The following is a 21,934-nucleotide window of genomic DNA, read 5'->3' on the forward strand; positions in this document are numbered from 1 at the left end:
CGGCGCCAGCGTCGACGACGCTAGGAACGGCGCGTTTCAGGCACGTGGCCGCGTGTGACGACTACGGCAACGACTTCTCTCACCCGTCCGGGCTAGCCGAGAGGTGGTCGCGACGACGGCCGGGCACCGGTGCCCGTCGTCGCCGGGACGGCGACGTGACGAGGAACACGTCGGTCGGGGGTCCCTCCGGGTCGGCGTCCCTCGGCGCGATGCCTAGGGTCGGAGGACCGTCGAGCGAAGGAGCACGCGTGCCGACCGAGTCCCACCAGAGATCCCTCGACGCGTGGTCGCGATCGCTGTCGGTGGCCGAGGAGCTCGTGCCCCTCGTCGGGCGGCTGCACCGAGAGCACGGCGTCGTCCTCTCGGTCCACGGCCGGGGGCTCGCGGGCCTGTCCCCCGTCGGCCTCGTCAAGGCGCACCGCTTCGCCCGGCACGCCGACGGCGACGAGCTGCCGCTGGACGACACGCACGCCCTGCTGCGCGTGCTCATGGACCTGGACCTGGCCCCCGGCTCGGTGGACGTCGGCAAGGTGCTCGCCGAGCACCGGGCCCAGGGCGGCGACCTCGAGGCCATGGTCCGCCGGCGGCTCGGCGACCGGGTCGGCGGTGGCGCCGGCGAGCGGCGACCGCCGCGCGACGTCGTGGTCTACGGGTTCGGGCGCATCGGTCGGCTCGTCACCCGGATCCTCGTCGAGCACGCCGGCCCCGCCGCGTCGCTGCGGCTGCGCGCCGTCGTGGTGCGCCCGGGCGGCCCGGAGGACCTCACCAAGCGGGCGAGCCTGCTGCGCCGGGACTCGGTGCACGGGCCCTTCCGCGGCACCATCACGGTCGACCACGAGGCCCAGACCATCCTCGCCAACGGCACGCTCATCCAGGTCCTCCACGCCAGCGACCCCGCGGCGGTGGACTACCCGGCGCACGACATCGACGACGCGCTCGTCGTCGACACGACCGGCCGCTGGCGCGACGCCGAGGGTCTCTCCCAGCACCTGCGCAGCCCCGGCGTCGCCCGGGTGCTGCTGACGGCGCCCGGCAAGGGCGACCTGCCGAACGTCGTCGCGGGCATCAACATGGCCGACGTCGGCGACCACCCGGTCGTCACGGCGGCCTCGTGCACGACGAACGCCATCACGCCGGTGCTGCACGTCCTCCAGGAGCGCTTCGGCGTCGAGCACGGCCACCTGGAGACGGTGCACTCCTTCACCAACGACCAGAACCTCATCGACAACTACCACCGGGGCGCACGGCGGGGGCGCGCGGCGACGCTCAACATGGTCATCGCCGAGACCGGCGCCGCCAAGGCCGTCGCCAAGGCGCTGCCGGCGCTGGCCGGCAGGCTCACCGGCAGCGCGATCCGGGTGCCGACGCCCGACGTCTCCCTCGCCGTCCTCGCCCTGCGGCTGGAGCGCCCGACGACCGTCGAGGAGCTCAACGACCTCCTGCGCCGCACCTCGTTGCACGGTCCGCTGCGCCGCCAGGTCGGCTACATCTCCTCCCCCGAGGTGGTGTCCACGGACTTCCTCGGCTCCCAGCAGGCCGGCGTCGTCGACGGGCTCGCGACGCTCGCCGACGGCCGCGACGTCGTCCTCTACGTCTGGTACGACAACGAGTACGGCTACAGCCACCAGGTCGTGCGCGTGCTGGAGGAGATGGCACGGCCGACGACCACCGCGCCGTCGGGCGCCGACCCCGAGCCGGTCCGCGAGCCCGACCTGGCGGGCACCAGCGCCTGAGTCCCACCCCGGGACTGCGGGGACGACCAGGTGCCGACGGCGCCGTCCTCCGACGGCGCCGTGGTCAGGGCCGGTCGGCGCCGCCGCACGAGGTCGCCCCGCCGGGCACGGCCGGCACCGCGCCCACAGCATGGGTGGATGAGCGCCGCTCCCCGCCCGCCGGGCGTCGTCGTCGTCGCCGCCGTCGTGCTGCTCGTCGTGACCGGGGGCCTGCACCTGCAGATCACGCCCGCCACGCTCGAGGAGGAGACGTGGGTCGGGGTGCTCACCGGGCTCGGCGGGGCGTCGATGCTCGCGGCCGCCGTGGTCCTCGCCGTCCCCGCGGCGGCTCGGCTGCGCGGCCTCGTCGCCGTGCTCGCGGCGCTGGCGGCGGTCGGCATGACCGTCTTCGGCGTCCTCAGCCGGACGACGGGGCTGCCCGAGGACTACCGGTACGGCTGGTCGGCCTTCTTCGTCGTCAGCCTCGTGCTGCAGGTGGCCACCGTCGTCGCGATGGTGCCCTTCGTGCGACGTCGCCGGACCCGGCGCTGAGCGCTCTGCCGGACCCGGCGCTGAGAGACATGCCGGCCCTGCGCTGACGGCGCCTCAGAGCTGGGGCGGGTTCACCGGATGCCGCTGCGCGCGAAGCCCTGGACGAAGTAGCGCTGGAAGAGGAGGAAGAGCACGACCATCGGCGTCACGCTGAGCAGGGCGAAGGCCATGGTCCCGCCGTAGTCGGCACCGAACTGGCCTTGCAGGTAGAGCAGCCCGATGGGCAGGGTGAACAGCGCGTTGTCGCGCAGGGCGATGAGCGGCCAGGCGAAGTCGTTCCACGTCTGCAGCAGCGCCATGAAGAACAGCACCGCGAGCAGCGGCCGGCACAGCGGCAGCACCACCTGCAGGAAGACCCGCAGGTGCCCGGCGCCGTCGATCCGGGCGGCCTCGACCAGCTCCCGCGGGATTCCGAGGATGAACTGGCGCGCCAGGAAGATGCCGAAGGCCGACGCGGCCGAGGGCAGGATGACGGCCCAGTAGCTGCCGTAGATCCCGAGGTCGGTGACGAGGCGGAACAGCGCCACCATGATCACCTGCACGGGCAGCATGAGGGTCGAGAGCGCCAGCAGGAAGACCACCGACGAGCCGCGGAAGCGCAGCTGGGCGAAGGCGTATCCGGCGAGCAGGTTGACGACGACGGTGATCGCCGACGTCACCAGCGCGATGGCGACCGAGTTGCCGAACCACGTCATGACCGGGAACGCCGTGAGCACCCGCTCGAAGTTCTCCAGCGTGAGCGAGCGCGGCACCAGCCGCAGCTGGCCGCCGAGCAGCTCCGCCCGCGTCGACAGGGCGACGACGACCATCCAGTACAGCGGCGCGAGGACGACGAGCGCCACGAGCACCGCACCAGCCGTGCGGGCCACGAGCAGGCGGCGCTCACGGCGACGACGGGCCAGACCCGGCGCAGGGGTCCGGGGGCTGGTCGCCGGCGTCGGCACGGGCCGCCTCGTCGGGGCGCTCACTCGGTGAGGTCCCGGGTCCGGCTCGTGCGCCACTGCACGGCGGTGAAGGCGAGCGTCAGCAGCAGCAGGACGACGCCGATGGCGGCCGCGTAGCCCTGGTCGCGGGTGACGAAGCCGTTCTCGTAGGCGTAGGTGACGAGGACCGACGTCGCGTCCTGGGGCCCACCGCCCGTCATGACGAAGACGATGTCGAAGACCTGGAAGGAGTAGATGACGTTCATGACGAGCAGGAAGAAGGTCGCCGGCCCGACCATCGGCACGGTGACGTAGCGGAACCGCTGCCACGCCGAGGCGCCGTCGAGCGTCGCCGCCTCGTGCAGGTGCGAGCCCACGCCCTGCAGCGCCGCGAGGTAGATGAGCATGTTGAAGCCGACGCGCCACCACAGCGTCACGAGGACGACCGAGGCGAAGGCGCCCGCGCCGCCGGACTGCCACGCGACGTCGGGCAGCCCGAGCGCGCGCAGGACGCCGTCCAGCACACCGCTGTTCTCGTCGAAGACGAGGACGCCGATGAGCGCCGTCGCCACGCCCGAGACGGCCATCGGCAGGATGAGCACCGAGCGGATGACGCCGCGCCCCGGCAGCGCGCCGTCGAGCAGCACCGCGGCACCCAGCCCGAGCGCCATCGCCGTCGGGGTCACCAGCGTCGTGAAGAGGACGGTGTTGACGACGGCGCGCCAGAACTGCCCGTCGGAGACGAGGCGCGCGTAGTTGTCCGCGCCGACGAAGTCGCCGGCGCCGAAGCCGTCGGTCTGCTGGGTGCTGATCCACACCGCCCACACCAGGGGCAGGAGCACGAAGAGCCCGAGCAGCACCAGGTTGGGGGCGAGGAAGCCGTAGGCCGCGAGCGACTCCCCCGGCGAGGCGTCCCGGGCCCGGCCGCGGCGGGGGCGACGTCGCGCGGGCTCGGCCGGCGCGGGGGCGCCGGCCTGCGCCAGCGACGTCACGCCACCGCCGCGGCGATGCCCTCGGACAGGCCGGTGACCGTCGTCTCGACGTCCTGGCCGCCGACGAAGGCCGCCTCCAGCTGGTCCTGCAGCACGGTGATGATCGAGGCCATGTCGGGGCTCGCGACCTGGCCCGAGTCCTCGGGCTGCACGACCGAGGCCTGCCCGACGAAGACGGGCGAGAGGTCGGGCCGGACGTCGAACTCGATGCCCTGCTCCACGAGGTCGGCCCGCGTCGGCAGCAGCGAGGCGCCCACGCAGAACTCGCGCATCGACTCCTCCTCGGTGACCGAGGTGAGGAAGGCCGCGACGAGCTCGGGGTCGGACGCCCCGGCCGTGGCGACGAGCGCGTTGCCGCCGAAGTCCCCGCCGCCGCGCACCTGCTGCGGGGCGAAGGTGGCGCCCCACTCGAAGTCCAGCGTCGCCTCGGCGTCCGGCACGAGGAAGGCGCCGGCCCAGACCATCGCGACGGTCTGGGCGTACCAGGTGTCGCTCGCGTAGGTGGAGGAGGTGATCGTGTCGTTGGGCGGCACCCAGCCCTGGGCGAAGAAGCTCTGCGTGAACTCGACGGCCGCCCTGCCCGCGTCGGAGTCGATGGCCGGTCCCGCGAGGTCCTCGGTGAGGAAGCGCCCGTCGGCCTGGAAGAGCCACGACAGCCAGCGGGTGACGCCGTTGCCCTGCCAGTTGTAGGCGAAGGGGTACCGCTCCGGCGGCATCGCCTCGCGCAGCGTCGTCGCCACCTCGGCGAGCTGGTCCCAGGTCCAGGCGTCCTCGAGCGTCGCCGGCACGTCGGTGATGCCGGCGTCGGCCAGCATCGCGCGGTTGTAGAGGATCACCGACGTGTCGGTGTGGTGCGGGACGCCGAAGGGGGCGCCGCCGTTCTGCACGGCCGCCCAGGCCTGCGGGGTGAACCGGTCGGCGAAGCTGCTCTCCAGGTACGGGGAGAGGTCGAGCAGCTGCCCGGCGCCGGCGTAGCTGCCGAAGGTGTAGTACGGCACCCGGAAGACGTCGGGCGGGTTGCCGGCCTGGATCTGCGCGTCGATGTTGGAGAACATCTGCTCGTACGGCACGACGTTAAGGGCGACGGTCGCGCCCGAGCCCTCCTCGAAGCGGCTGATCGCCGAGCGCAGCCCCGCCACCTCGGCGTCGGTCCCCCACGTCGTGAAGCTGACGGTGCCCTCGCCGCCGCTCGCGGACCCGCCTGAGGTCGAGAAGCCACCGCACCCGCCGAGCGCGGCGGGCAGGGCGAGCGCGCCGGCGGCCCCGAGGAGCCGGCGTCGGGTGATGTCCATGGGTGCCTCCTGACCCGCCGCCGCGGGGCGCGCGGGCGGTCGTGGGCGCCCGGGCTCAGGGGGCGGGACGCCCGGCGGAGACGGTCGGCGTGCCGGGCGGCGCAACGGTAGCCCGCCGGAGAGGAGTCGTCTCGCGTCAGGCCGCGCTGAGCCGGGCGACGTCGTCGGCGGAGAGCTCCAGCCCGGCGGCCCCGGCGGAGCTCGTCGCCGACTCCGGGCGCGAGGATCCGGGGATGGGGATGACGACGGGCGCCAGCGCCAGCTCCCACGCGAGCGTGAGCTGCTGCGGGCTGACGCCGTGGGCGTCGGCGACCTCCTTGAACACCGAGTGGGCGCTGCCCAGCTCGGCCGCCTTGGCGATGCCGCCGAGCGGGCTCCACGGCAGGAAGGCGATGCCGAGGGCGGCGCAGTGGTCGAGCTCGCCACGGCTGGACCGGAACGCCGGCGAGAACTGGTTCTGCACCGACACCAGGCGCCCGCCCAGGACGGCGTTCGCCTCGTCGACCTGCTCGACCGAGGCGTTGGAGATGCCCGCCATCGCGATGACGCCTTCGTCGAGCAGCTCGGACAGCGCGCCGATCGAGTCCGCGTAGGGGACGTCGGGGTCGGGGCGGTGGAACTGGTAGAGGCTGACGGTGTCGACGCCGAGGCGCCGCGCCGACGCCTTCGCGGCCGCCGTGAGGTGCTCGGGCCGGCCGTCCTGCGCCCACGACCCGTCGCCTGGCCGGGTGTGCCCGCCCTTGGTCGCGACGACGACGCCGGAGGTGTCACCGCCGTAGCTGCGCAGGGCCTCGGCGACCAGCTCCTCGTTGTGCCCGACCTCACCGGCGTCGCGGTGGTAGGCGTCTGCGGTGTCGATCAGGGTCACGCCGGCGTCGAGCGAGGCGTGGATGGTCGCGACGGCGCGCTCACGGTCCGGCCGCCCCTCGATGGACATCGGCATCGCGCCGAGCCCGATCGCGGACACCATCCGGCTTCCCAGGGTTCGCTGCTCCATGCCCTCGACCCTGGACCCCGTGCCGGACGTCCGCCAGTCGCCGGCCCGGCCGCCGTCCTCGTCGAGATGGAGGTCGTGGCGAGCTTCTGCGCCAGATGGCGACCACGACCTCCACCTCGGCGCAGCACCAGCCCGCCGGTCCTCGCTCAGCGCGACCAGTCGACCGGCGTCGTCGTGCCCGAGAGCCAGTCCGTGCGCAGCAGCCCGTCGCCGACGCCGTCGTGGACGCCGCCGGCGTCGTCCGGCCACGAGGCGCGCCACTGCGACTCCTGCACGAAGCCGCACCGACCCAGCACCCGGCGCATCGCGGCGTTGTCCACGCGGGTCGTCGCCTCCACACGCGTCAGCCCGGGCTCCCGGGTGAAGAGGTGCTCGGCCGCCCACCGCACCGCCGCCGTCCCCACCCCGCGACCACGGTGACCCGCGTCGACCCGCAGGTCGAAGAGCGGTGTGCCGTCCCCGACGTCGTCCAGCCGCAGCAGCCCGGCGCGGACGACGCCGACGAGCACCCACCAGGACGACGTCGTCGCGCCGGACCAGCGGCCCTCGTCCACGCTGCGGCGCACGTCCTCGGCCGTCGACCGCGAGCGGACGTGGAACGGCCAGGGCGCAGCGGTGAGGAAGTCGGTGAGGAGATCGACGTCCTGGGGGAGGTCGAAGGGCACGACAGCTGCGCGGGGGACGTCGTCCGGCTCGGGCACGTCCTCACCTCCCTCGCGAGCCGACACTCGGACTCGAACCGAGAACCGCCCGATTACAAGTCGGGTGCGCTACCAGTTGCGCCATGCCGGCCGGCCCGGCGCGGGCACCGGGTCCGCCGAGAGCCTAGCGAGACACCTGGTCGACCCGGACGGACGAAGGATCTTCCCCGTCAGGGTCTTGAGGTCGGGCGGCGGTCGCACCAGAGTGGGCGCGACCGCGCCGGGCACCGGCGGCCAGCCGATCGAGGAGGACGACGTGCGCCGCCCCCGCCTGGCCGTCGCCGCGCTCGTCGGTCCTGCGCTCGTCGTCTCCGCCCTAGCCCTGCCGGCGGCGTCCGCAGCCGCGGCGGACCCGCCGCCGCGGGCTGAGCGCGAGCAGCTGAGGAGCAGCGTGGCCGGCACCCTCCCCCCGCCCGCTGGGGCCCCGTACCGGACGGTGCTGCGCTTCGCCACGTACAACGTCTCGCTCAACCGCCCCGAGCAAGGGCAGCTGCTCGCCGACCTGCAGGCCGGCGACCAGCAGGCCCGCGACGTCGCCGAGGTCATCCAGCGGACGCGCCCGGACGTGCTGCTGCTCAACGAGGTCGACTACGACCCTGAGGCCCTGCGGGTCTTCGTGGAGGACTACCTCGGCGTCTCCCAGGGCGGCGCGGAGCCCATCAGCTACCCGTACTCCTTCGTCGACGAGTCCAACACCGGCGTCCCGTCGGGCGTCGACCTCGACGGCGACGGCAGCGTCGGCGGCCCCGGCGACGCCTTCGGCTTCGGCTTCTTCCCCGGGCAGTACGGCATGGCGCTGCTCTCCCAGCACCCCGTCGTCGAGGACGAGGTCCGCACCTTCGCGACCTTCCGGTGGGTCGACATGCCCGGTGCCCGGCTGCCGAGCGACCCGAGCACCCCTGCGGAGGGGGACTTCTACTCCCCCGAGGCGCTCGAGGTCTTCCGGCTGTCGAGCAAGAGCCACTGGGACGTGCCTGTCCAGGTCGGCGAGCGCACCGTGCACGTGCTCGCCAGCCACCCGACGCCGCCGACCTTCGACGGCCCCGAGGACCGCAACGGGCTGCGCAACGCCGACGAGATCCGCTTCTGGCGCGACTACATCACCCCCGGACGCGGCGGCTACGTCTACGACGACGACGGCGTGAGCGGCGGCCTGCCCGTGCGCGAGCAGTTCGTCGTCATGGGCGACCTCAACGCCGACCCCGCCGACGGCGACAGCGTGCCCGGGGCCATCCAGCAGCTGCTCGACGCGCCGCGGGTGCAGGACCCGGCCCCGACCAGCCGCGGGGCGCTGGAGCAGTCGCAGCTGCAGGCCGGCTCGAACCTCGACCACGTCGGGCCCGCGAGCACGGACACCGCGGACTTCGGCGACCCGCCCGGCAACCTCCGGGTCGACTACGTGCTGCCGCGGCGCGACATGCGGGTCACCGGCTCCGGCGTCTTCTGGCCGCTGGAGGAGGACCCGCTGTTCCGCCTCGTCGGCACCTTCCCCTTCCCGACGTCCGACCACCGGCTCGTCTGGGTCGACGCGACCGTCCCGGGCGCCGGTCGCCTGCCCGGCCCGGACGTCGCGGGGTCCTGAGGGCGCGCTCTCCCGCACCTCGTCCGCGACGAGGTCACACATCGCGCAGAAGCGGCCGCGCCACCTCCGCGACGAGGTCACACATCGCGAGGGGGGGCCTCGGGTCACCCCGGGTCGTGCCGGGACAGGAAGGCGTAGACCTCACGCTCGTCGACACCGAAGAACGGTCCCGCGGGCAGCGGCGTGACGACGTGCGAGGCCAGCCGGGCGCTCGGCCAGGCCTGGTGCTGCCAGTCGCGGCGCTGGGAGGCCGTCGGCTGCTGGCAGCAGCCTGCGCCCGGGCACGTCGAGCGGCGGCGCACCGAGGTGTCGCGGCCACGGAACCACCGCGCGTGGGCGAAGGGGACGCCGACGGTGACGGAGAAGGCTCCCGACGTGCTCTCCCCCACCTGGCTCGAGCACCAGTAGGTCCCTGCCGGGGTGTCGGTGTACTGGTAGTTCTCCGTCGTCCGGTCCGTCTCGCCGAAGACCGTCCGTGCCGTCCAGCGCCGGCAGACCCGACGCCCCTCGATGGTGCCGTCCTCGGCCGCCGGCAGCGGCAGCCCGTCCCCGACGTAGCCGCGCAGCAGCGCACCGTCCGAGCGCACCCGCAGGAAGTGCAGCGGGATGTCCAGGTCGTGCGTGGCCAGGTTGGTGAGGCGGTGGGCCGCGGCCTCGTGGGTGACGCCGAAGGCGTCGCGCAGGTCCTCGACCGCGAGGTCACGCGCCGCCTTGGCGGCCGTGAGGTGCTCCAGCGCCGCCGACCTCGGCAGCAGGCAGGCCTGGGCGAAGTAGCTGATCTCGACACGCTGGCGCAGGAAGTCGGGGTGGCTGACGGGGTGCTCGTGGCCGAGGACGCGGTGGGCCAGGGCCTGCAGCGCCAGCGACCGCAGCCCGTGCCCGCCGGGGATCGACGCCGGCGGGAGGTAGATCCGTCCGTTGCGCAGGTCGGTGACCGTCCGTGTCGACCCTGGCAGGTCGTCGACGTGGACGACCTCGAGGCCTAGCGCCGACGCCATCCGCGTGACCGCGCGGTGCGTCAGCGCCCCGCCCGCGTAGCCCGCGGCAGCGACGGCCTCCTCGGCGAGCTCCTCGATCTCGGGCAGGAAGTTGTCGTGCTCCTGCATCAGCAGCCGCAGCTCCGTGTTGGCGCGCCGCGCCTCCTCCGGCGAGGCCGTCAGCGCGCTCTCGCGCCGGGCGAGCTCGGCGTGCAGGCCCACGAGCGCCTCCAGCGCGTCCATCGGCAGACGGCGACCCGCACGGACCTCCGGCACGTCCAGGCTCGCGAAGAGGTGGCTGCGCTGGGCCCGCGCCAGCTCCAGCTCCAGCTCCGCCCGGCGGTCCGGCGGCGGCGCCGGCTCGAGCAGGACGGCGGCGCTGACCCCCAGGGCCGCCGCGACCGCCTGCACCGTCGACAGGCGCGGCTCGCGGTGGCCGTTCTCCAGCAGGCTCAGCTGGCTCGGCGTCGAGCCGACGGCGTCGGCCAGCTCTCGCAGCGTCAGCCCGCGCTCGCGCCGGTAGTGCCGGATCCGGCGCCCCAGCAGCTCCCCGGGCGTGCTGGCGTGCTCGGGGACGCGCGCGTCGTCCTCACCGAGGTGCTGCAGCGCGCTGACGACAACTTTGGCCACACTTGACGGTACCAAGAGGCGCCCCGCCCGCCTCGGCACCGTCGCGGCGTCGTTGTCTGACACCCGCTGGCCGCAAGAATTCCACTTCTCCCTCAGAGAGAAAGTTGGGCGATTGTTGCCGCCGTCCTGCCGCGCGGGTCGGGCACCCAGACGTCAGCCTGGGAAGACGCCACCGACGGAGGAAGCCATGACCCTGATCGCCGACACCGCCCCGAGCTCGACGTCCGGCCTCGTCGCCCCGCCCGAGGGGGCGACCACCCGCGACGTGCGCGCCTGGGTGGAGCGCGTGGCCGCGCTCACCCGGCCGGACGAGGTGGTCTGGTGCGACGGCAGCGAGTCCTCCCGGGCCGAGCTGGTGGAGGTCGGCGTCCGCGCCGGCACCTTCATCCCGCTGGGCGAGGCGCAGCCGGACAGCTACCTCGTGCGCTCCAGCGAGGACGACGTCGCCCGGGTCGAGGACCGCACCTACCTGGCCTGCCCCGACCCCGCCGACGCCGGCCCCACGAACAACTGGCGCGACCCCGCGGAGGCCGAGGCCGAGCTCACCGGCCTCTTCGAGGGCTCCATGCGCGGGCGCACCATGTACGTCCTGCCCTTCTCGATGGGTCCGGTGGGCGGCGCCATCTCCCAGCTCGGCGTCCAGGTCACCGACTCGGTCTACGCCGCGGTGAGCATGCACGTCATGACCCGGGTCGGCGCCGAGTCGCTCGCACTGGTCGAGGGCGGCCAGCCGTGGGTGGCGTGCCTGCACACGGTGGGGATGCCGCTCGTGGACGCCGACGGGAACGAGGTCGAGGACGTCGCGTGGCCGTCCAACGACGTCAAGCACATCGCGCACTTCACGCAGTCGCGCGAGATCTGGTCCTACGGCTCGGGCTACGGCGGCAACGCCCTGCTGGGCAAGAAGTGCTTCGCGCTGCGCATCGCCTCGGTCATGGGCCGCGACGAGGGCTGGCTCGCCGAGCACATGCTCCTCATCCGCGTCACCTCCCCGCAGGGCAAGAGCTACCACGTCGCCGCAGCCTTCCCCTCGGCGTGCGGCAAGACGAACTTCGCGATGATGCAGCCGACGCTGCCCGGCTGGAAGGTCGAGACGCTCGGCGACGACATCGTCTGGATGCGTCCGGGCCCCGACGGGCGCCTGCGCGCCATCAACCCCGAGGCCGGCTTCTTCGGCGTCGCACCGGGCACCGGCTACTCCACCAACCCCGTCGCCATGAAGATGCTCGACGCCGGCGGGACGGTCTACACCAACGTCGCGCTGACCCCCGACGGCGACGTCTGGTGGGAGGGCAAGACGAAGGAGAAGCCCGAGCTGCTCACCGACTGGCGTGGCCGCGCCTGGACCGCGGCCGACGGGGCCGAGGGCCGCAAGGCCGCCCACCCCAACGCCCGGTTCACCGTCGCGGCCGACCAGTGCCCGACGCTCGCCGACGACTGGGACCACCCGGACGGCGTGCCGGTCGACGCCGTCCTGTTCGGAGGGCGCCGCGCCTCCAACGCCCCGCTCGTCACCCAGGCCCGCGACTGGGAGCACGCCGTCTTCCTCGGCGCGACGCTCGCCAGCGAGCAGACCGCGGCCGCCGAGGGGCCGGTCGGCGTCCTGCGCCGCGACCCCTTCGCGATGCTCCCCTTCACCGGCTACAACGCCGCCGACCACTGGCAGCACTGGCTCTCCCTGGGCGAGTCCCTCGGCGAGAGCCGGCCGGAGGTCTTCGGCGTCAACTGGTTCCGCACCGACGACGACGGCTCCTTCATCTGGCCCGGCTTCGGGGAGAACTGCCGGGTGCTGGCCTGGGTCGTCGCCCGGCTGGAGGGGACGGCGGGCGCCCAGGACACGCCGGCCGGCCTGCTGCCGGAGCTCGGCGACCTCGTGACCGGCGACCTCGGCATGCCGGAGGGCGCGCTGGAGAAGCTCTTCGCCGTCGACCCCGAGGCGTGGGGCGTCGAGGCCGACGACACCGAGGAGTTCTTCACGAAGTTCGGCGACAAGCTGCCGTCGGCGCTGACCGCCCAGCTCACCGAGCTCCGCAGCCGGCTCGACGCCCTCAAGGGCTGACCCTCCTCGGCCGGACACCCGTCGCCACCGGCCCACCGCCGACACCGACTGTCGAGCACCGGCACCGGCACCGGCACCGACGCACGAGCGCCCCGACCTCCCGCAGGTCGGGGCGCTCGTGCGTCCACCTCCCTGCCGACACCGCTGTGCACCGCAGGCATCGTCGGCCTCACCTCTCGGAGCACCGCTCGGCGGCGTGAGGCGCTTGTGCGGCCGTCGACACCTCGGCGAAACGCCCCGGGTCGTCCGGTACGTCACGGTCGGTCGACGCCGGGCCCCCGGGGCGCCGCCAGCCGGGCGGCACCGGCCCGGCGTGACGCAGCGGGCTCTCTGGCCGCTGCGGACAGACCGCAGGGAGGTGACCCGTGTCCTACGTCAGCCCGCCGGACTTCGTGACGAAGATGGTCGACGCCGGCCATGCCAAGACGCTCATGTCCACCCGCGACACCCTCATCCGGGCCTACATGGCCGGGGCGATCCTCGCCCTGGCGGCGTCCTTCGCCGTCACCGTCACGGTCCAGACCGGCAACGCCCTCGTCGGCGCCCTGCTCTTCCCCGTCGGCTTCAGCCTGCTGTACCTGCTCGGCTTCGACCTGCTGACGGGGGTCTTCACCCTCGTCCCGCTCGCCCTGCTCGACAAGCGCCGTGGGGTCACGATGCGCTCCATGCTCCGCAACTGGGGGCTGGTCTTCCTCGGCAACCTCGCGGGCGCCGTCACGGTGGCCGTCATCATCGGCGTGGTCGTGACGACGGGTTTCGCGCTGCCGCCGGACGAGGTGGGGCAGCGGCTGCAGGAGATCGGGCGCGAGCGCACCGTCGGCTACGCCGAGTTCGGCGCGGCGGGCATGCTCACGCTGTTCCTGCGGGCGGTGCTGTGCAACTGGATGGTCTCCACGGGCGTCGTCGCCGCGATGATGTCGACGACCGTCTCGGGCAAGGTCATCGCCATGTGGATGCCGATCATCGTCTTCTTCTACATGGGCTTCGAGCACTCCATCGTCAACATGTTCCTCTTCCCCATCGGGCTCATCCTGGGCGGGGAGTACACGGTCGTGGACTACCTCGTGTGGAACGAGATCCCGACCGTCGTCGGCAACCTCGTGGGTGGCCTCGCCTTCGTCGGGCTCACGCTGTACGCCACCCACGCCCGCACCGGCAAGAGCACCCGCGCCAAGCAGCTCGAGGAGGCCGAGACGGCGGAGCAGGCCGAGAAGGCCGAGGTCGCTGCGCCGACGACGGCCGAGGAGCCCGTCGGCGCGGACGCCGCCGGCGGGCGCTGACGTCGCCCCCTGCCCCGCGCCCGCCGCCCCCCGCTCCGCCGTACCGGCACGACCCGACCACCGCCCCAGAAGGAGCTCTCCCATGACGACGCCGATGATGTCCCGCGCCGAGGCCGCTGCCCTCGTCCGCACCGCCCGGTCCCGCCAGGGGGTGACCTGGGCCGCGATCGCCGAGGAGGTGGGCGCCCCCCTCGTGTGGACGACGTCCGCGCTGCTCGGCCAGCACCCGATGGACGCCACCCGGGCGAAGAAGGCCTGCGCCGTGCTGGGTCTCGGCGACGAGGTCGTCGAGGCGCTGCAGCAGCAGCCCTACCGCGGGATCGACCCGGCCCTGCTGCAGGACCCGACCATCTACCGCTTCCACGAGGCGCTGATGGTCTACGGCCCCGCGCTGAAGGAGCTCATCCACGAGGAGTTCGGCGACGGCATCATGAGCGCCATCGCCTTCAACGTCGACATCGCCCGCAAGGAGATGCCGGAGGGCGACCGCGTGGTCGTCACCTTCGACGGCAAGTTCCTCGACTACAAGTGGTGAGCTGACCCGCCGCCGCTCAGGCCCGGGCGCCGCCCGTCCCCTCCTCGGGGCGGGCGGCGCCGCGGCTCCCCGACGTCCGGCGACGCACCCGCTCGGCCAGGTCCGCGGCCAGGTCGGGCCACGCCGACGTCGGCCGCGCCGGGGCCTGGGGGCGGCCCCGCCGCCCGCGCCCCGGCGCACCGCGCGGGTGGTCGGCCCAGCGCGGGGCGTCGTCGGCGGCGACCACGACGCCCGTGCGGGCGCCGACCGCGTCAACGTCGACGTGCGGGACCAGCGCGCACGTCGCCCAGACACCGCCGCGAGGTGCCGGCTCGCCGTCCCCGGCCGTGCGCACGCGGGCGTCGCTGCGCAGGCGCAGCCGGCCGTCGTCCTCGTCGACCCAGCCGATGCGCTCGCCGACCTCCCGCAGCGTCCCGTCGGGCCACAGCGCGTAGCGCCCGAGGTCCCACCCGGTCCCGTGCACCGTCAGGACGTCAGGCAGGAGCACGACGTGACGGACGCTCGCGTGGGTCGCGTCGTGCGGCACGCCCGCCGCCTGCAGCTGCTCGACCGCCGCCGCGCAGAGCTCCTCGACGCGGGCGCGGCACGCGAGCACCCGAGGGGTCGCCGTCGTCTCGGGCGCGTGGCGACGCTGCCCCCCTCGACCACCGGACGCGCCCTCGCGCCCCTGCCGCGTGTCCCGTGCCACCTCTCCAGGGTGCGCCGGACGCACCGCTCTTGTCAGCCCCCGCGCGCCCTGCGGTCAGGGACGACCGCTCCCCGGCGCGGCCGAGGTGCCGACGACGTCCGCCAGGGGACCGGCGCGCCAGCGCCGCACCTCGGCGTGGCTGCGGAGCCGGACGACGACGAGGCCGGGGTGCCGTGACGGCAGCTCGAGCACCCGCACCCTCGTGTGGGCGTGGGTGCGCCAGGCCCACCGCACGATGTGCCCGTCGTCGGTGACGAAGGTCCGCAGCGGCGGCTCCAGGTTGCCGTTCCAGAGCACCTCGCGCCGCAGCCGCCGCCGGAGCGTCCGCGTGACCACCTGCCGCATGACGGTGCGGCGCGGCAGGTCCAGCCAGAGGAGCAGGTCGGCGCGCTCGGCGAGCAGGTCCCGCACCAGCCGGTACTCCCACTCCATCACCCACGTCGGCGCGGCCACCGCGGCGGTGACGTCCTCGACGAAGGTGGGACGAGGCGTCCAGCCCGGGCCGTGGTACAGGGCGTCGACCTCGAAGTGCGTCACGCCCAGATCTCCCGCCAGCGCGGACGCGAGCGTCGTCTTGCCCGCGCCCGAGGTCCCCGCCACGAGCACCCGAGAGGGCCTTCGCGGCAGAGGGTCGTCAACGCCGAGCACGGCCGCCGAGGCTAGCGACGCCTGAGGGTCACCACGCCGTCGCGCGCCGAGATCGTCGACCATGTGCCGGTACCGCGACCTGCGCACGCCGCCGTCACCCCCCGTCAGCACAGCTCAGGAGTCCGGGGTGCGAGGAGCTGCTGAGGTCTGCAGGTCGCTGCGTACGAGGCGACCGCCGGGACTGGCCTGCCTCGCTACAGCACCGCACCCGCGAGGAGCACGAGCGGGATGGAGCCCGCCCAGGCCACGGTGGTGGTGCCGGACCAGCCCTTGAGGGCGTCGGTGCCCTCCAGGCCCAGCAGGCGGGTGATGACCCAGAAGAAGGAGTCGCTGAAGTAGGCGAAGACCATCGAGCCCGCGCAGCAGGCGAACGCGGCCGCCAACGGGGCGAGCCCGAGCTGGGGCACCAGCGGGGCCGACACCGAGGCGGCCGTGATCATGGCGACGGTGCCCGAGCCCTGCGCGAGGCGGACGACAGAGGCGATGAGGAAGGGCACGAGGACGCCTGGCAGCGGGGTCGAGGCGACGGCGGTCGCCAGCTCGTCCCCCACGCCGGAGTCACGCAGCACCTGCCCCAGCGCCCCACCGGCGCCGGTGATGAGGATGATGAGCCCGGCGGCGGCCGCGGCGTCGGCGAGCCACCCGCTGACGCGGTGGCGAGGCACCCACCGAGGCAGCAGGCCGTAGACCGCGATGACGAGCCCGATGATGAGGGCCACGACGGGGTTGCCCACGAAGGCCAGCCCCCGGGCCCACGTGGAGGGCTCGTACTCCCCCGCGAGGACCCCCTGCGCCGTGCGGTCGACGAAGCCGCCCACGGTGTTGGAGATGATGAGCGCGAGCGGCACGAGCAGCGGGACGAAGGCGCGGAAGGCGCCCACCGAGTGCTCGGGCGCCCCGGGCGGGGCCTCGCCCAGCTGCGCTCCGGCGCGAGGCTCCGCCATCCCGCGTCCGTCACCGCCCTCGACGTCCTCCCTGCCCGGGCCCGCGCCGTCCGTCGCGACGGCCCCCGCCCCGGCGCCTGCTGCCCCCGCGCCGGCCAGGGCCTGGGCGCGCGCGGAGCCGTAGACGTCCGCCGCGACCCCTTCCGCGACCCGGCCCTCGAGGCGTGGCCCGACCCACTGCGCGTAGAGGACGACGAGCGGGAGCAGCAGCACCGCGGCGACGAGGCCGAGGAGGATGAACGCCCCGATGTCGGCGCCGATGATGCCGACGACCGCGATCGGCCCTGGCGTGGGCGGCACCAGGTGGTGGGTGAGGATCATGCCGCCGCCCATCGCGAGGCCCAGCGCCACGTATCCGCGGCCCTTGCGCCGGGCGATGGACTTGGCCAGCGGGCTCATGATCACGTAGGCGGAGTCGGCGAAGACGGGGATCGAGACGAGCGCGCCCGTCCCGCCGAGCGCCCACGGCTCGCGCCCCCGGCCGAGGGCGCGCACGAAGGCCCGCGCCAGCGCGTCGGCCGCCCCCGAGACCTCGAGGATCTTGCCCAGCGCGATGCCCAGGCCGATGACGATGCCGATCGAGCCGAGGGTGTTGCCGAAGCCGGTGGTGATCGAGGCGAGCGTCTCCGTCGGGACGGACCCGGCGACGGTGCCGGTGAGCAGAGCCGCGACGAGCAGCGCCACGAAGGCGTCGAGGCGCGTGCGCAGCACGAGCACGACGATGGTCGCGATGCCGAGCACCAGGGCGAGCAGCAGCTGCAGGTCCACGTCGGGCCTCCGAAGACGTCGTCGTCTGCGCCGGCCGGGGCGTCGGCACGGTCGGGGTGCTGCGGTGACGGCCCATCTATACGCTGCCGCCGAGCCCGTGGGAAGACGTCGAGCGGGCCGACGACGACGAAGGAGCCGTCATGACCTCAGGTCCCACCTTCCCCAGCGAGCGCACCGCGGTCGTCACCGGCGCCGGGTCTCCCCGCGGCATCGGCCGGACCCTCGCCGGCCGCCTCGCCCGTGAGGGCTGGTCGATCGCCGTCCTCGACGTCGACGAGGAGGCGGCCCGCACGGTCGCCGCGGAGATCTCCGGCGAGGGTGGGCGGGCTGCCGGCTACGGCGTCGACGTGTCCGACCCCGCGTCGCTCGACGCCGCCGCGAGCCGCGTCGAGGCGGAGCTGCCGCCGGTCGTCGCGCTGGCCAACATCGCCGGGATCAGCTCGCCGACGGAGTTCTTCGACACGACGCCGCAGGAGTGGGACCGCGTCATGGCGGTCAACGCCCGCGGGGTCTTCCTCGCCACGCAGCGCTTCGCGCGTGGCATGGCCGACCGCGGTCTGGGACGGGTCGTGACGATCTCGTCCGTCTCGGCGCAGCGCGGCGGCGGCACCTTCTCCAAGTCGGCCTACAGCGCCTCCAAGGGCGCCGTCGTGAGCCTCATGCGCGCCGTCGCCCGCGAGCTCAGCCCCCTCGGCGTCACCGCCAACTGCGTGAGCCCCGGGCCGGTGGACACCGACATCATGGGCGGCCCGCTCGACGACGAGCGCCGGGCCTCGATGGCCGCGGCAGGCCTCGTCGGCCGGGTCGGCACCGTCGACGACGTCGCCGCCCTCATGGCATTCCTCCTGGGGCCGGACGCCGGCAACATCACCGGCGCCACGTACGACGTCAACGGCGGGCTGCACATGTCCTGACCCCGTGTCCCGGCCTGCGCCGGGGCAGCCGTCAGGACGTCGAGGCACCACCGACGGCCGCGCTGACGACCGCCTGGAACTGGCGGACGTCGATGACCTCGTCGTCGACGAGGACGGTGGGGGTGCCCTCCACCCGCTCGTCGCGGTCGGCGGTCACCTCGTCGACCCAGTCGGTGTAGCGGCCGCTCGTGATGCAGCTGTCGACCTCGCCGGGCACGCCGGCCTCCTCGGCGACCGAGGTGATCTGGGCGTCGGTGAGCCCGCCGCCGCCCTCCTCCGGCTGGTTGGCGTAGAGAGCGTCGTTGAAGGCGACGAACTGCTCCGGCGCCTCCTCGGCGACGCAGACCGCTGCGCTCGCCGCGCGCGAGGAGTAGTCGCCCAGCCGGCTGAGGATGTTGATCGGGTGGTAGGTGACCGAGATGTCGCCCCCGTCGCGCAGCTCGGTGATGAAGGCCGAGTTCTCCTGCTCGAAGGTCGCGCAGAACGGGCACTGGTAGTCCTGGTAGATCACTACCGACACCGGCGCGCTCTCGTCACCGGTGACGAATCCGCCGCTCTCGGTGAAGGACGGAGGTGTCGCCTGTTCCACGGCCGGCTCGCGCCCGGAGACCACGGCGACGACGACGACCGCCACGAGGCCCGCGACCGCGAGGGCGGCCGCGGTGACCAGCCCGAGCTTCTTGCGCCGGGCCGCACGCTCACGCTGCTCGCGCATCGCGCGGGCCTTGGCGCGGGCGTCGGCCTGGCGGTCGGCCTTCGAGGGCTTGCGGGGGTCGGGGCTCATCGGGTGCTCCACGGCTCGTCGGGCGGCGTGACAGGAGACCTCCCCGCGCGAGGCGGTCTCCGAGAGGGAAGGACGAACGGCTCAGAGACGGCGTTCCTCGCGCTGGCGTCGGGTGACGGCGGAGGCGAAGAGCCCGCCCAGCACCAGCAGGCCGATCGCCGACCCCGCGATGATCGGCAGGACCACGCCCGTGCCGGTGTCGTCCCGGGCCTGCAGGGTCGGCTGCTGCGGCGCGGGTGCGGGCGTCGTGGCCGCGGTGGATGGCTCGCCCGCCGGGGTCGTCACGGCCGACGTGACGACGCCGGAGGCGGGTGCCGTCGCGGCGGGCGAGGCGACGGCCGGCCCGGCGCGCAGGCCCGCCAGCAGCACCGCGAGCAGGAGGACGGCGAGGCCGAGGCCCGCCGCGGCGCCGGGCAGCCGCGAGGTCGACGCGGGGCGCGAGGGGGTCGGCACCGCTCCAGGCTACGTGGGCGGCGCGGCGCACCGGGCCCGCTCCGCGCGCGCCCCGCGAGGCGCGGAGGCTCAGAGCCCCGGGGGCACCCAGGGCAGGGGTCGCCAGTCCGGCGTCGTCCCCGTGACGGCCAGCCACACCGCGGCGACGACGACGAGCAGGGCGACGACGACGAGCACGCGCCCGACCGGCCCACCGGGAGCCGCCCGCGTGAGGAGGACGGCACCGCGGCGCAGGCGGTAGCCGCCAGGCCCGTACCAGGCGAGGACGACGCCGCTCGCCGCCCCGGCCGCCAGGGACACCGGGTCACCCGGCACGACACCGGCGTCACCGAGGAGGACGCCGACGAGGAAGAGCACGGCGGCGGCCACCGCGAGGGGCAGCAGCAGCGCGGCGACGGTGGAGACGGTCGCGGGCAGCAGGGACAGCGGCGAGCGCAGGACGGCGAGCGCGACGTCGCCCCGCCGGGGCCCGAGGAGCTCTCGACGACGGTCGACCCAGCGGCCGCCGCGCTCGACGGTCCGGGCGAGGACGACCAGGGCGGCGCCCACGAGCACGCCGACGACGGGCGCGAGCGCGCAGAGGCCGACGAGCGCGGCGGCCCAGGCCGCGCGCAGCCCGGGCCTGTCGCGCCGGGGACGAGGCGGCTGCGGAGGCCCCGCGGCGATGGCCGGCAGCGGGCCGTCGGGGTGGGGCCGGGGTCGCGCCCAGGGGTCGGCGCCGCCGGCCTGGCCTCCCGGCCCGCTGCTGGGCAGCGCGGCCGTCGGGCCGGCCCACGCCTCGTCGGCGGGCGCCGGCACGGAGGGCTGGCGGGGCACGGCCTCGGTCGCGCCGGTCGTCTCGCCGCGGAGGAACCGGTGCCCGGCATCCCTCCTGTGGTCCTGCGAGCCGCCACGGGCCTCGCGGGGAGGCGTCGAGGCCGGGGCGTGGTCGGCGACCGCGCCCTCGTGGGCAGCGACCTCGCGCGCCGCGTCGTCGGCGTAGGTGCCCGCGAGGTCCCATGACCTTCCCGCGTGGTCGGCCCCGTTCGGCAGGTGAGCGGCCCCGGCCGCCGCCGCGGCGCCGGAGGGCTCGTCCCAGCGCCCGCCGCCCACCGCGCCCAGCGCCGTCGTCGGCGCCTCGTCGGCGTCCAGGCCCGTGGTGGGCGCGTCCGCGGCCGCGGGGACCGTGCCCAGCGCGCGGTCCGAGCCGTCCTCGGTCCACCGCACGCGACCTGCGTCCCCCTCGTCCGGGAGCGCCTCGTCCAGGTGCACCTCGTCCAGCTGCACCTCGTCCAGGTGCGCCTCGTCCGGGGACGCCGGGCCCGGGCGCTCGTACGCCGACGTCATCTCGTCGTCGACCCCGGCGCCGGCGAGCGAGGCGAGGGCGCTGGTCGCCGCCGCGTCCCCCGCCGACGGACGCGGGTGGGGCTCGCGCGCCGCAGCGGCGGCCAGCTCCTCGACGGCCTGGCGCAGCCAGCCCTCGCCGGGTCGCTCGCGGGCGTCGGGGGAGAGCGCCGCCGCCAGGACGGCCCGCAGCTCGGGCGGGACGCCGTCGAGGTCCGCCCGCCCGCGGCGCACCCGGTCCAGGACGGCGGTGACCGGGCCGCGCCCGAAGGGCGGGCGGCCGGTGGCGGCGAAGGCCGTCGTGGCCGCCCAGCCCCACCAGTCGGCCGACGGGCCGACCTCGGCGCCCTCCAGCAGCTCGGGGGGCAGGTACCCCGCCGTGCCCATGACCAGCCCGGGGCTCGTGAGGGCGGTCGCCTCGTCGGCGACGCGGGCGATGCCGAAGTCGATGACGACGGGGTCGCCGTCGAGCATGAGGACGTTCGAGGGCTTGAGGTCGCGGTGGACGACGCCGGCGTCGTGGACCGCGGCCAGGGCCCGCCCCAGGCCGTCGGCGAGGCGGGCGAGCGCCGCGGGGGCCAGCGGCCCCTCCTCCTCGACGTGCTCCTGCAGGCTGCGGGCCGGCACGAACTGGGTGACGACGTAGGGCTGCGGCCCGTCGGGGTCGGCGTCGAGGACCTCGGCGACGCGGCGGTGGCGCACCCGCCGCAGCACGGCGACCTCCCGGCGCAGGCGCTCGCGGGCGGAGGGGTCGTCGGCGATGTGCGGGCGCAGCACCTTGACCGCGACGGCGCGCCCGTCGGCGTCCAGGGCGAGGTGGACGACGCCCATGCCGCCCTCGCCGACGCGCTGGAGCAGGCGGTAGGGGCCGAGCCGGGCGCTGCTGACGGGCCTGCTGGCGGCCCCCCTGCCGAGCGCCCCCCTGTCGACGACCCGGGGGCGAGAGGGTGCGTCCACCTCGTCCATGCGTCCTCCCTGCAGTCCACCGGGCCGCCCGTCAGGCAGCCCGGTGGCGGCCTCGCACCACCGTGGACCGGACGCGCCGCACCCGGCTGGGCTCCGAGGGCACCCGGCTGGCCTCCCACGGCCTCGGGGCCCGACGACCGCCAGCCAGCGGTGCTCCACGCTACGGCAGGCGGCGGCGTGCCCGTCGCGGCTCGCGGGGGTCCCCGTCCCGGCA

Annotated in this window: 19 protein-coding genes and 1 tRNA gene; 7 read left to right on the forward strand and 13 right to left on the reverse strand. The window is 74.9% G+C overall.

Annotated elements, in window-relative coordinates; all coding sequences use genetic code 11:
• The first annotated feature begins 209 nt into the window (after positions 1–209).
• Both WDV86_RS05850 and WDV86_RS05855 read left to right on the forward strand, forming a co-directional pair.
• Positions 210–1,733, forward strand: a complete 1,524-nt coding sequence (locus WDV86_RS05850) for a glyceraldehyde-3-phosphate dehydrogenase (RefSeq protein ID WP_445262952.1) — start codon at positions 210–212, stop codon at positions 1,731–1,733.
• 138 nt (positions 1,734–1,871) lie between these two features.
• A complete protein-coding gene (locus WDV86_RS05855; protein WP_339566661.1) occupies positions 1,872–2,264 on the forward strand; it encodes a hypothetical protein in 393 nt (130 codons plus the stop codon).
• A gap of 71 nt (positions 2,265–2,335) precedes the next feature.
• On the opposite strand, the gene WDV86_RS05860 is transcribed toward WDV86_RS05855, so the two are convergent.
• From WDV86_RS05860 to WDV86_RS05885, 6 genes are all read right to left on the reverse strand, one after another.
• Positions 2,336–3,208 (reverse strand): carbohydrate ABC transporter permease, encoded by an 873-nt coding sequence (locus WDV86_RS05860; RefSeq protein ID WP_339566662.1) that lies wholly within the window; start codon positions 3,206–3,208, stop codon positions 2,336–2,338.
• Positions 3,209–3,228: 20 nt separating this feature from the next.
• Positions 3,229–4,179, reverse strand: coding sequence for a carbohydrate ABC transporter permease (locus WDV86_RS05865; RefSeq protein ID WP_339566663.1), 951 nt, complete (start codon positions 4,177–4,179; stop codon positions 3,229–3,231).
• Positions 4,176–5,471: an ABC transporter substrate-binding protein gene (locus tag WDV86_RS05870; RefSeq protein WP_339566664.1), complete on the reverse strand. Its 1,296-nt coding sequence runs from the start codon at positions 5,469–5,471 to the stop codon at positions 4,176–4,178. Before WDV86_RS05870 ends, WDV86_RS05865 begins: the two co-directional genes overlap by 4 nt.
• Positions 5,472–5,607: 136 nt before the next feature.
• Entirely contained in the window at positions 5,608–6,468 is an 861-nt protein-coding gene (locus tag WDV86_RS05875) for an aldo/keto reductase (protein WP_339566665.1), read from the reverse strand.
• Between the two features lie 146 nt (positions 6,469–6,614).
• Complete coding sequence (locus WDV86_RS05880; protein ID WP_339566666.1) at positions 6,615–7,169, reverse strand: GNAT family N-acetyltransferase; 555 nt, start codon at positions 7,167–7,169, stop codon at positions 6,615–6,617.
• 18 nt (positions 7,170–7,187) lie between these two features.
• Positions 7,188–7,260, reverse strand: a tRNA-Thr gene (locus WDV86_RS05885).
• 165 nt (positions 7,261–7,425) lie between these two features.
• On the opposite strand from WDV86_RS05885, the gene WDV86_RS05890 reads away from it, so the two are divergent.
• On the forward strand, positions 7,426–8,751 hold the full coding sequence (locus tag WDV86_RS05890) for an endonuclease/exonuclease/phosphatase family protein (protein ID WP_339566667.1): 1,326 nt from the start codon (positions 7,426–7,428) through the stop codon (positions 8,749–8,751).
• A gap of 104 nt (positions 8,752–8,855) precedes the next feature.
• Here the strand turns inward: WDV86_RS05890 and WDV86_RS05895 are convergent, their stop codons facing one another.
• Positions 8,856–10,274 carry a helix-turn-helix domain-containing protein gene (locus WDV86_RS05895; protein WP_445262961.1) on the reverse strand — a complete coding sequence of 473 codons (1,419 nt, stop codon included), beginning with the start codon at positions 10,272–10,274 and terminating at the stop codon, positions 8,856–8,858.
• Positions 10,275–10,545: 271 nt separating this feature from the next.
• Between WDV86_RS05895 and WDV86_RS05900 the strand changes: the two genes are divergently transcribed.
• The 3 genes from WDV86_RS05900 to cynS all read left to right on the forward strand — a co-directional run bounded on the left by WDV86_RS05900 (position 10,546) and on the right by cynS (position 14,232).
• Positions 10,546–12,417 (forward strand): phosphoenolpyruvate carboxykinase (GTP), encoded by a 1,872-nt coding sequence (locus WDV86_RS05900; RefSeq protein ID WP_339566669.1) that lies wholly within the window; start codon positions 10,546–10,548, stop codon positions 12,415–12,417.
• A gap of 365 nt (positions 12,418–12,782) precedes the next feature.
• Entirely contained in the window at positions 12,783–13,697 is a 915-nt protein-coding gene (locus WDV86_RS05905) for a formate/nitrite transporter family protein (RefSeq protein ID WP_339566670.1), read from the forward strand.
• A gap of 82 nt (positions 13,698–13,779) precedes the next feature.
• Positions 13,780–14,232, forward strand: a complete 453-nt coding sequence (gene cynS / locus WDV86_RS05910; protein ID WP_339566671.1) for a cyanase — start codon at positions 13,780–13,782, stop codon at positions 14,230–14,232.
• A gap of 16 nt (positions 14,233–14,248) precedes the next feature.
• Here cynS and WDV86_RS05915 read toward each other — a convergent pair whose 3' ends face one another.
• The 3 genes from WDV86_RS05915 to WDV86_RS05925 all read right to left on the reverse strand — a co-directional run bounded on the left by WDV86_RS05915 (position 14,249) and on the right by WDV86_RS05925 (position 17,280).
• Positions 14,249–14,920 (reverse strand): hypothetical protein, encoded by a 672-nt coding sequence (locus tag WDV86_RS05915; protein WP_339566672.1) that lies wholly within the window; start codon positions 14,918–14,920, stop codon positions 14,249–14,251.
• A 54-nt stretch (positions 14,921–14,974) separates the two neighbouring features.
• Positions 14,975–15,568 carry an AAA family ATPase gene (locus WDV86_RS05920; protein WP_339566673.1) on the reverse strand — a complete coding sequence of 198 codons (594 nt, stop codon included), beginning with the start codon at positions 15,566–15,568 and terminating at the stop codon, positions 14,975–14,977.
• 194 nt (positions 15,569–15,762) lie between these two features.
• On the reverse strand, positions 15,763–17,280 hold the full coding sequence (locus WDV86_RS05925; protein ID WP_339566674.1) for a GntP family permease: 1,518 nt from the start codon (positions 17,278–17,280) through the stop codon (positions 15,763–15,765).
• Between the two features lie 140 nt (positions 17,281–17,420).
• Here WDV86_RS05925 and WDV86_RS05930 point away from each other — a divergent pair, with 140 nt between their 5' ends.
• Positions 17,421–18,194, forward strand: a complete 774-nt coding sequence (locus WDV86_RS05930; protein ID WP_339566675.1) for an SDR family NAD(P)-dependent oxidoreductase — start codon at positions 17,421–17,423, stop codon at positions 18,192–18,194.
• A gap of 31 nt (positions 18,195–18,225) precedes the next feature.
• Here WDV86_RS05930 and WDV86_RS05935 read toward each other — a convergent pair whose 3' ends face one another.
• From WDV86_RS05935 to WDV86_RS05945, 3 genes are all read right to left on the reverse strand, one after another.
• Positions 18,226–18,978, reverse strand: coding sequence for a DsbA family protein (locus WDV86_RS05935; RefSeq protein ID WP_339566676.1), 753 nt, complete (start codon positions 18,976–18,978; stop codon positions 18,226–18,228).
• Positions 18,979–19,059: 81 nt separating this feature from the next.
• Positions 19,060–19,431, reverse strand: coding sequence for a hypothetical protein (locus WDV86_RS05940; RefSeq protein WP_339566677.1), 372 nt, complete (start codon positions 19,429–19,431; stop codon positions 19,060–19,062).
• Positions 19,432–19,500: 69 nt separating this feature from the next.
• Positions 19,501–21,720 carry a serine/threonine-protein kinase gene (locus tag WDV86_RS05945; protein ID WP_339566678.1) on the reverse strand — a complete coding sequence of 740 codons (2,220 nt, stop codon included), beginning with the start codon at positions 21,718–21,720 and terminating at the stop codon, positions 19,501–19,503.
• Positions 21,721–21,934: the final 214 nt, after the last annotated feature.

The sequence above is a fragment of the Pseudokineococcus sp. 1T1Z-3 genome, assembly GCF_037482365.1.
In the GTDB taxonomy this organism is placed as follows: domain Bacteria; phylum Actinomycetota; class Actinomycetes; order Actinomycetales; family Quadrisphaeraceae; genus Pseudokineococcus.

Coding starts and splice junctions, on each gene's coding strand:
- WDV86_RS05945 (WP_339566678.1), bottom strand. CDS start 21,720: ATGGACGAGGTGGACGCACCCTCTCGCCCCCGGGTCGTCGACAGGGGG.
- WDV86_RS05855 (WP_339566661.1), top strand. CDS start 1,872: ATGAGCGCCGCTCCCCGCCCGCCGGGCGTCGTCGTCGTCGCCGCCGTC.
- WDV86_RS05930 (WP_339566675.1), top strand. CDS start 17,421: ATGACCTCAGGTCCCACCTTCCCCAGCGAGCGCACCGCGGTCGTCACC.
- WDV86_RS05875 (WP_339566665.1), bottom strand. CDS start 6,468: ATGGAGCAGCGAACCCTGGGAAGCCGGATGGTGTCCGCGATCGGGCTC.
- WDV86_RS05900 (WP_339566669.1), top strand. CDS start 10,546: ATGACCCTGATCGCCGACACCGCCCCGAGCTCGACGTCCGGCCTCGTC.
- WDV86_RS05870 (WP_339566664.1), bottom strand. CDS start 5,471: ATGGACATCACCCGACGCCGGCTCCTCGGGGCCGCCGGCGCGCTCGCC.
- WDV86_RS05935 (WP_339566676.1), bottom strand. CDS start 18,978: ATGAGCCCCGACCCCCGCAAGCCCTCGAAGGCCGACCGCCAGGCCGAC.
- cynS (WP_339566671.1), top strand. CDS start 13,780: ATGACGACGCCGATGATGTCCCGCGCCGAGGCCGCTGCCCTCGTCCGC.
- WDV86_RS05850 (WP_445262952.1), top strand. CDS start 210: ATGCCTAGGGTCGGAGGACCGTCGAGCGAAGGAGCACGCGTGCCGACC.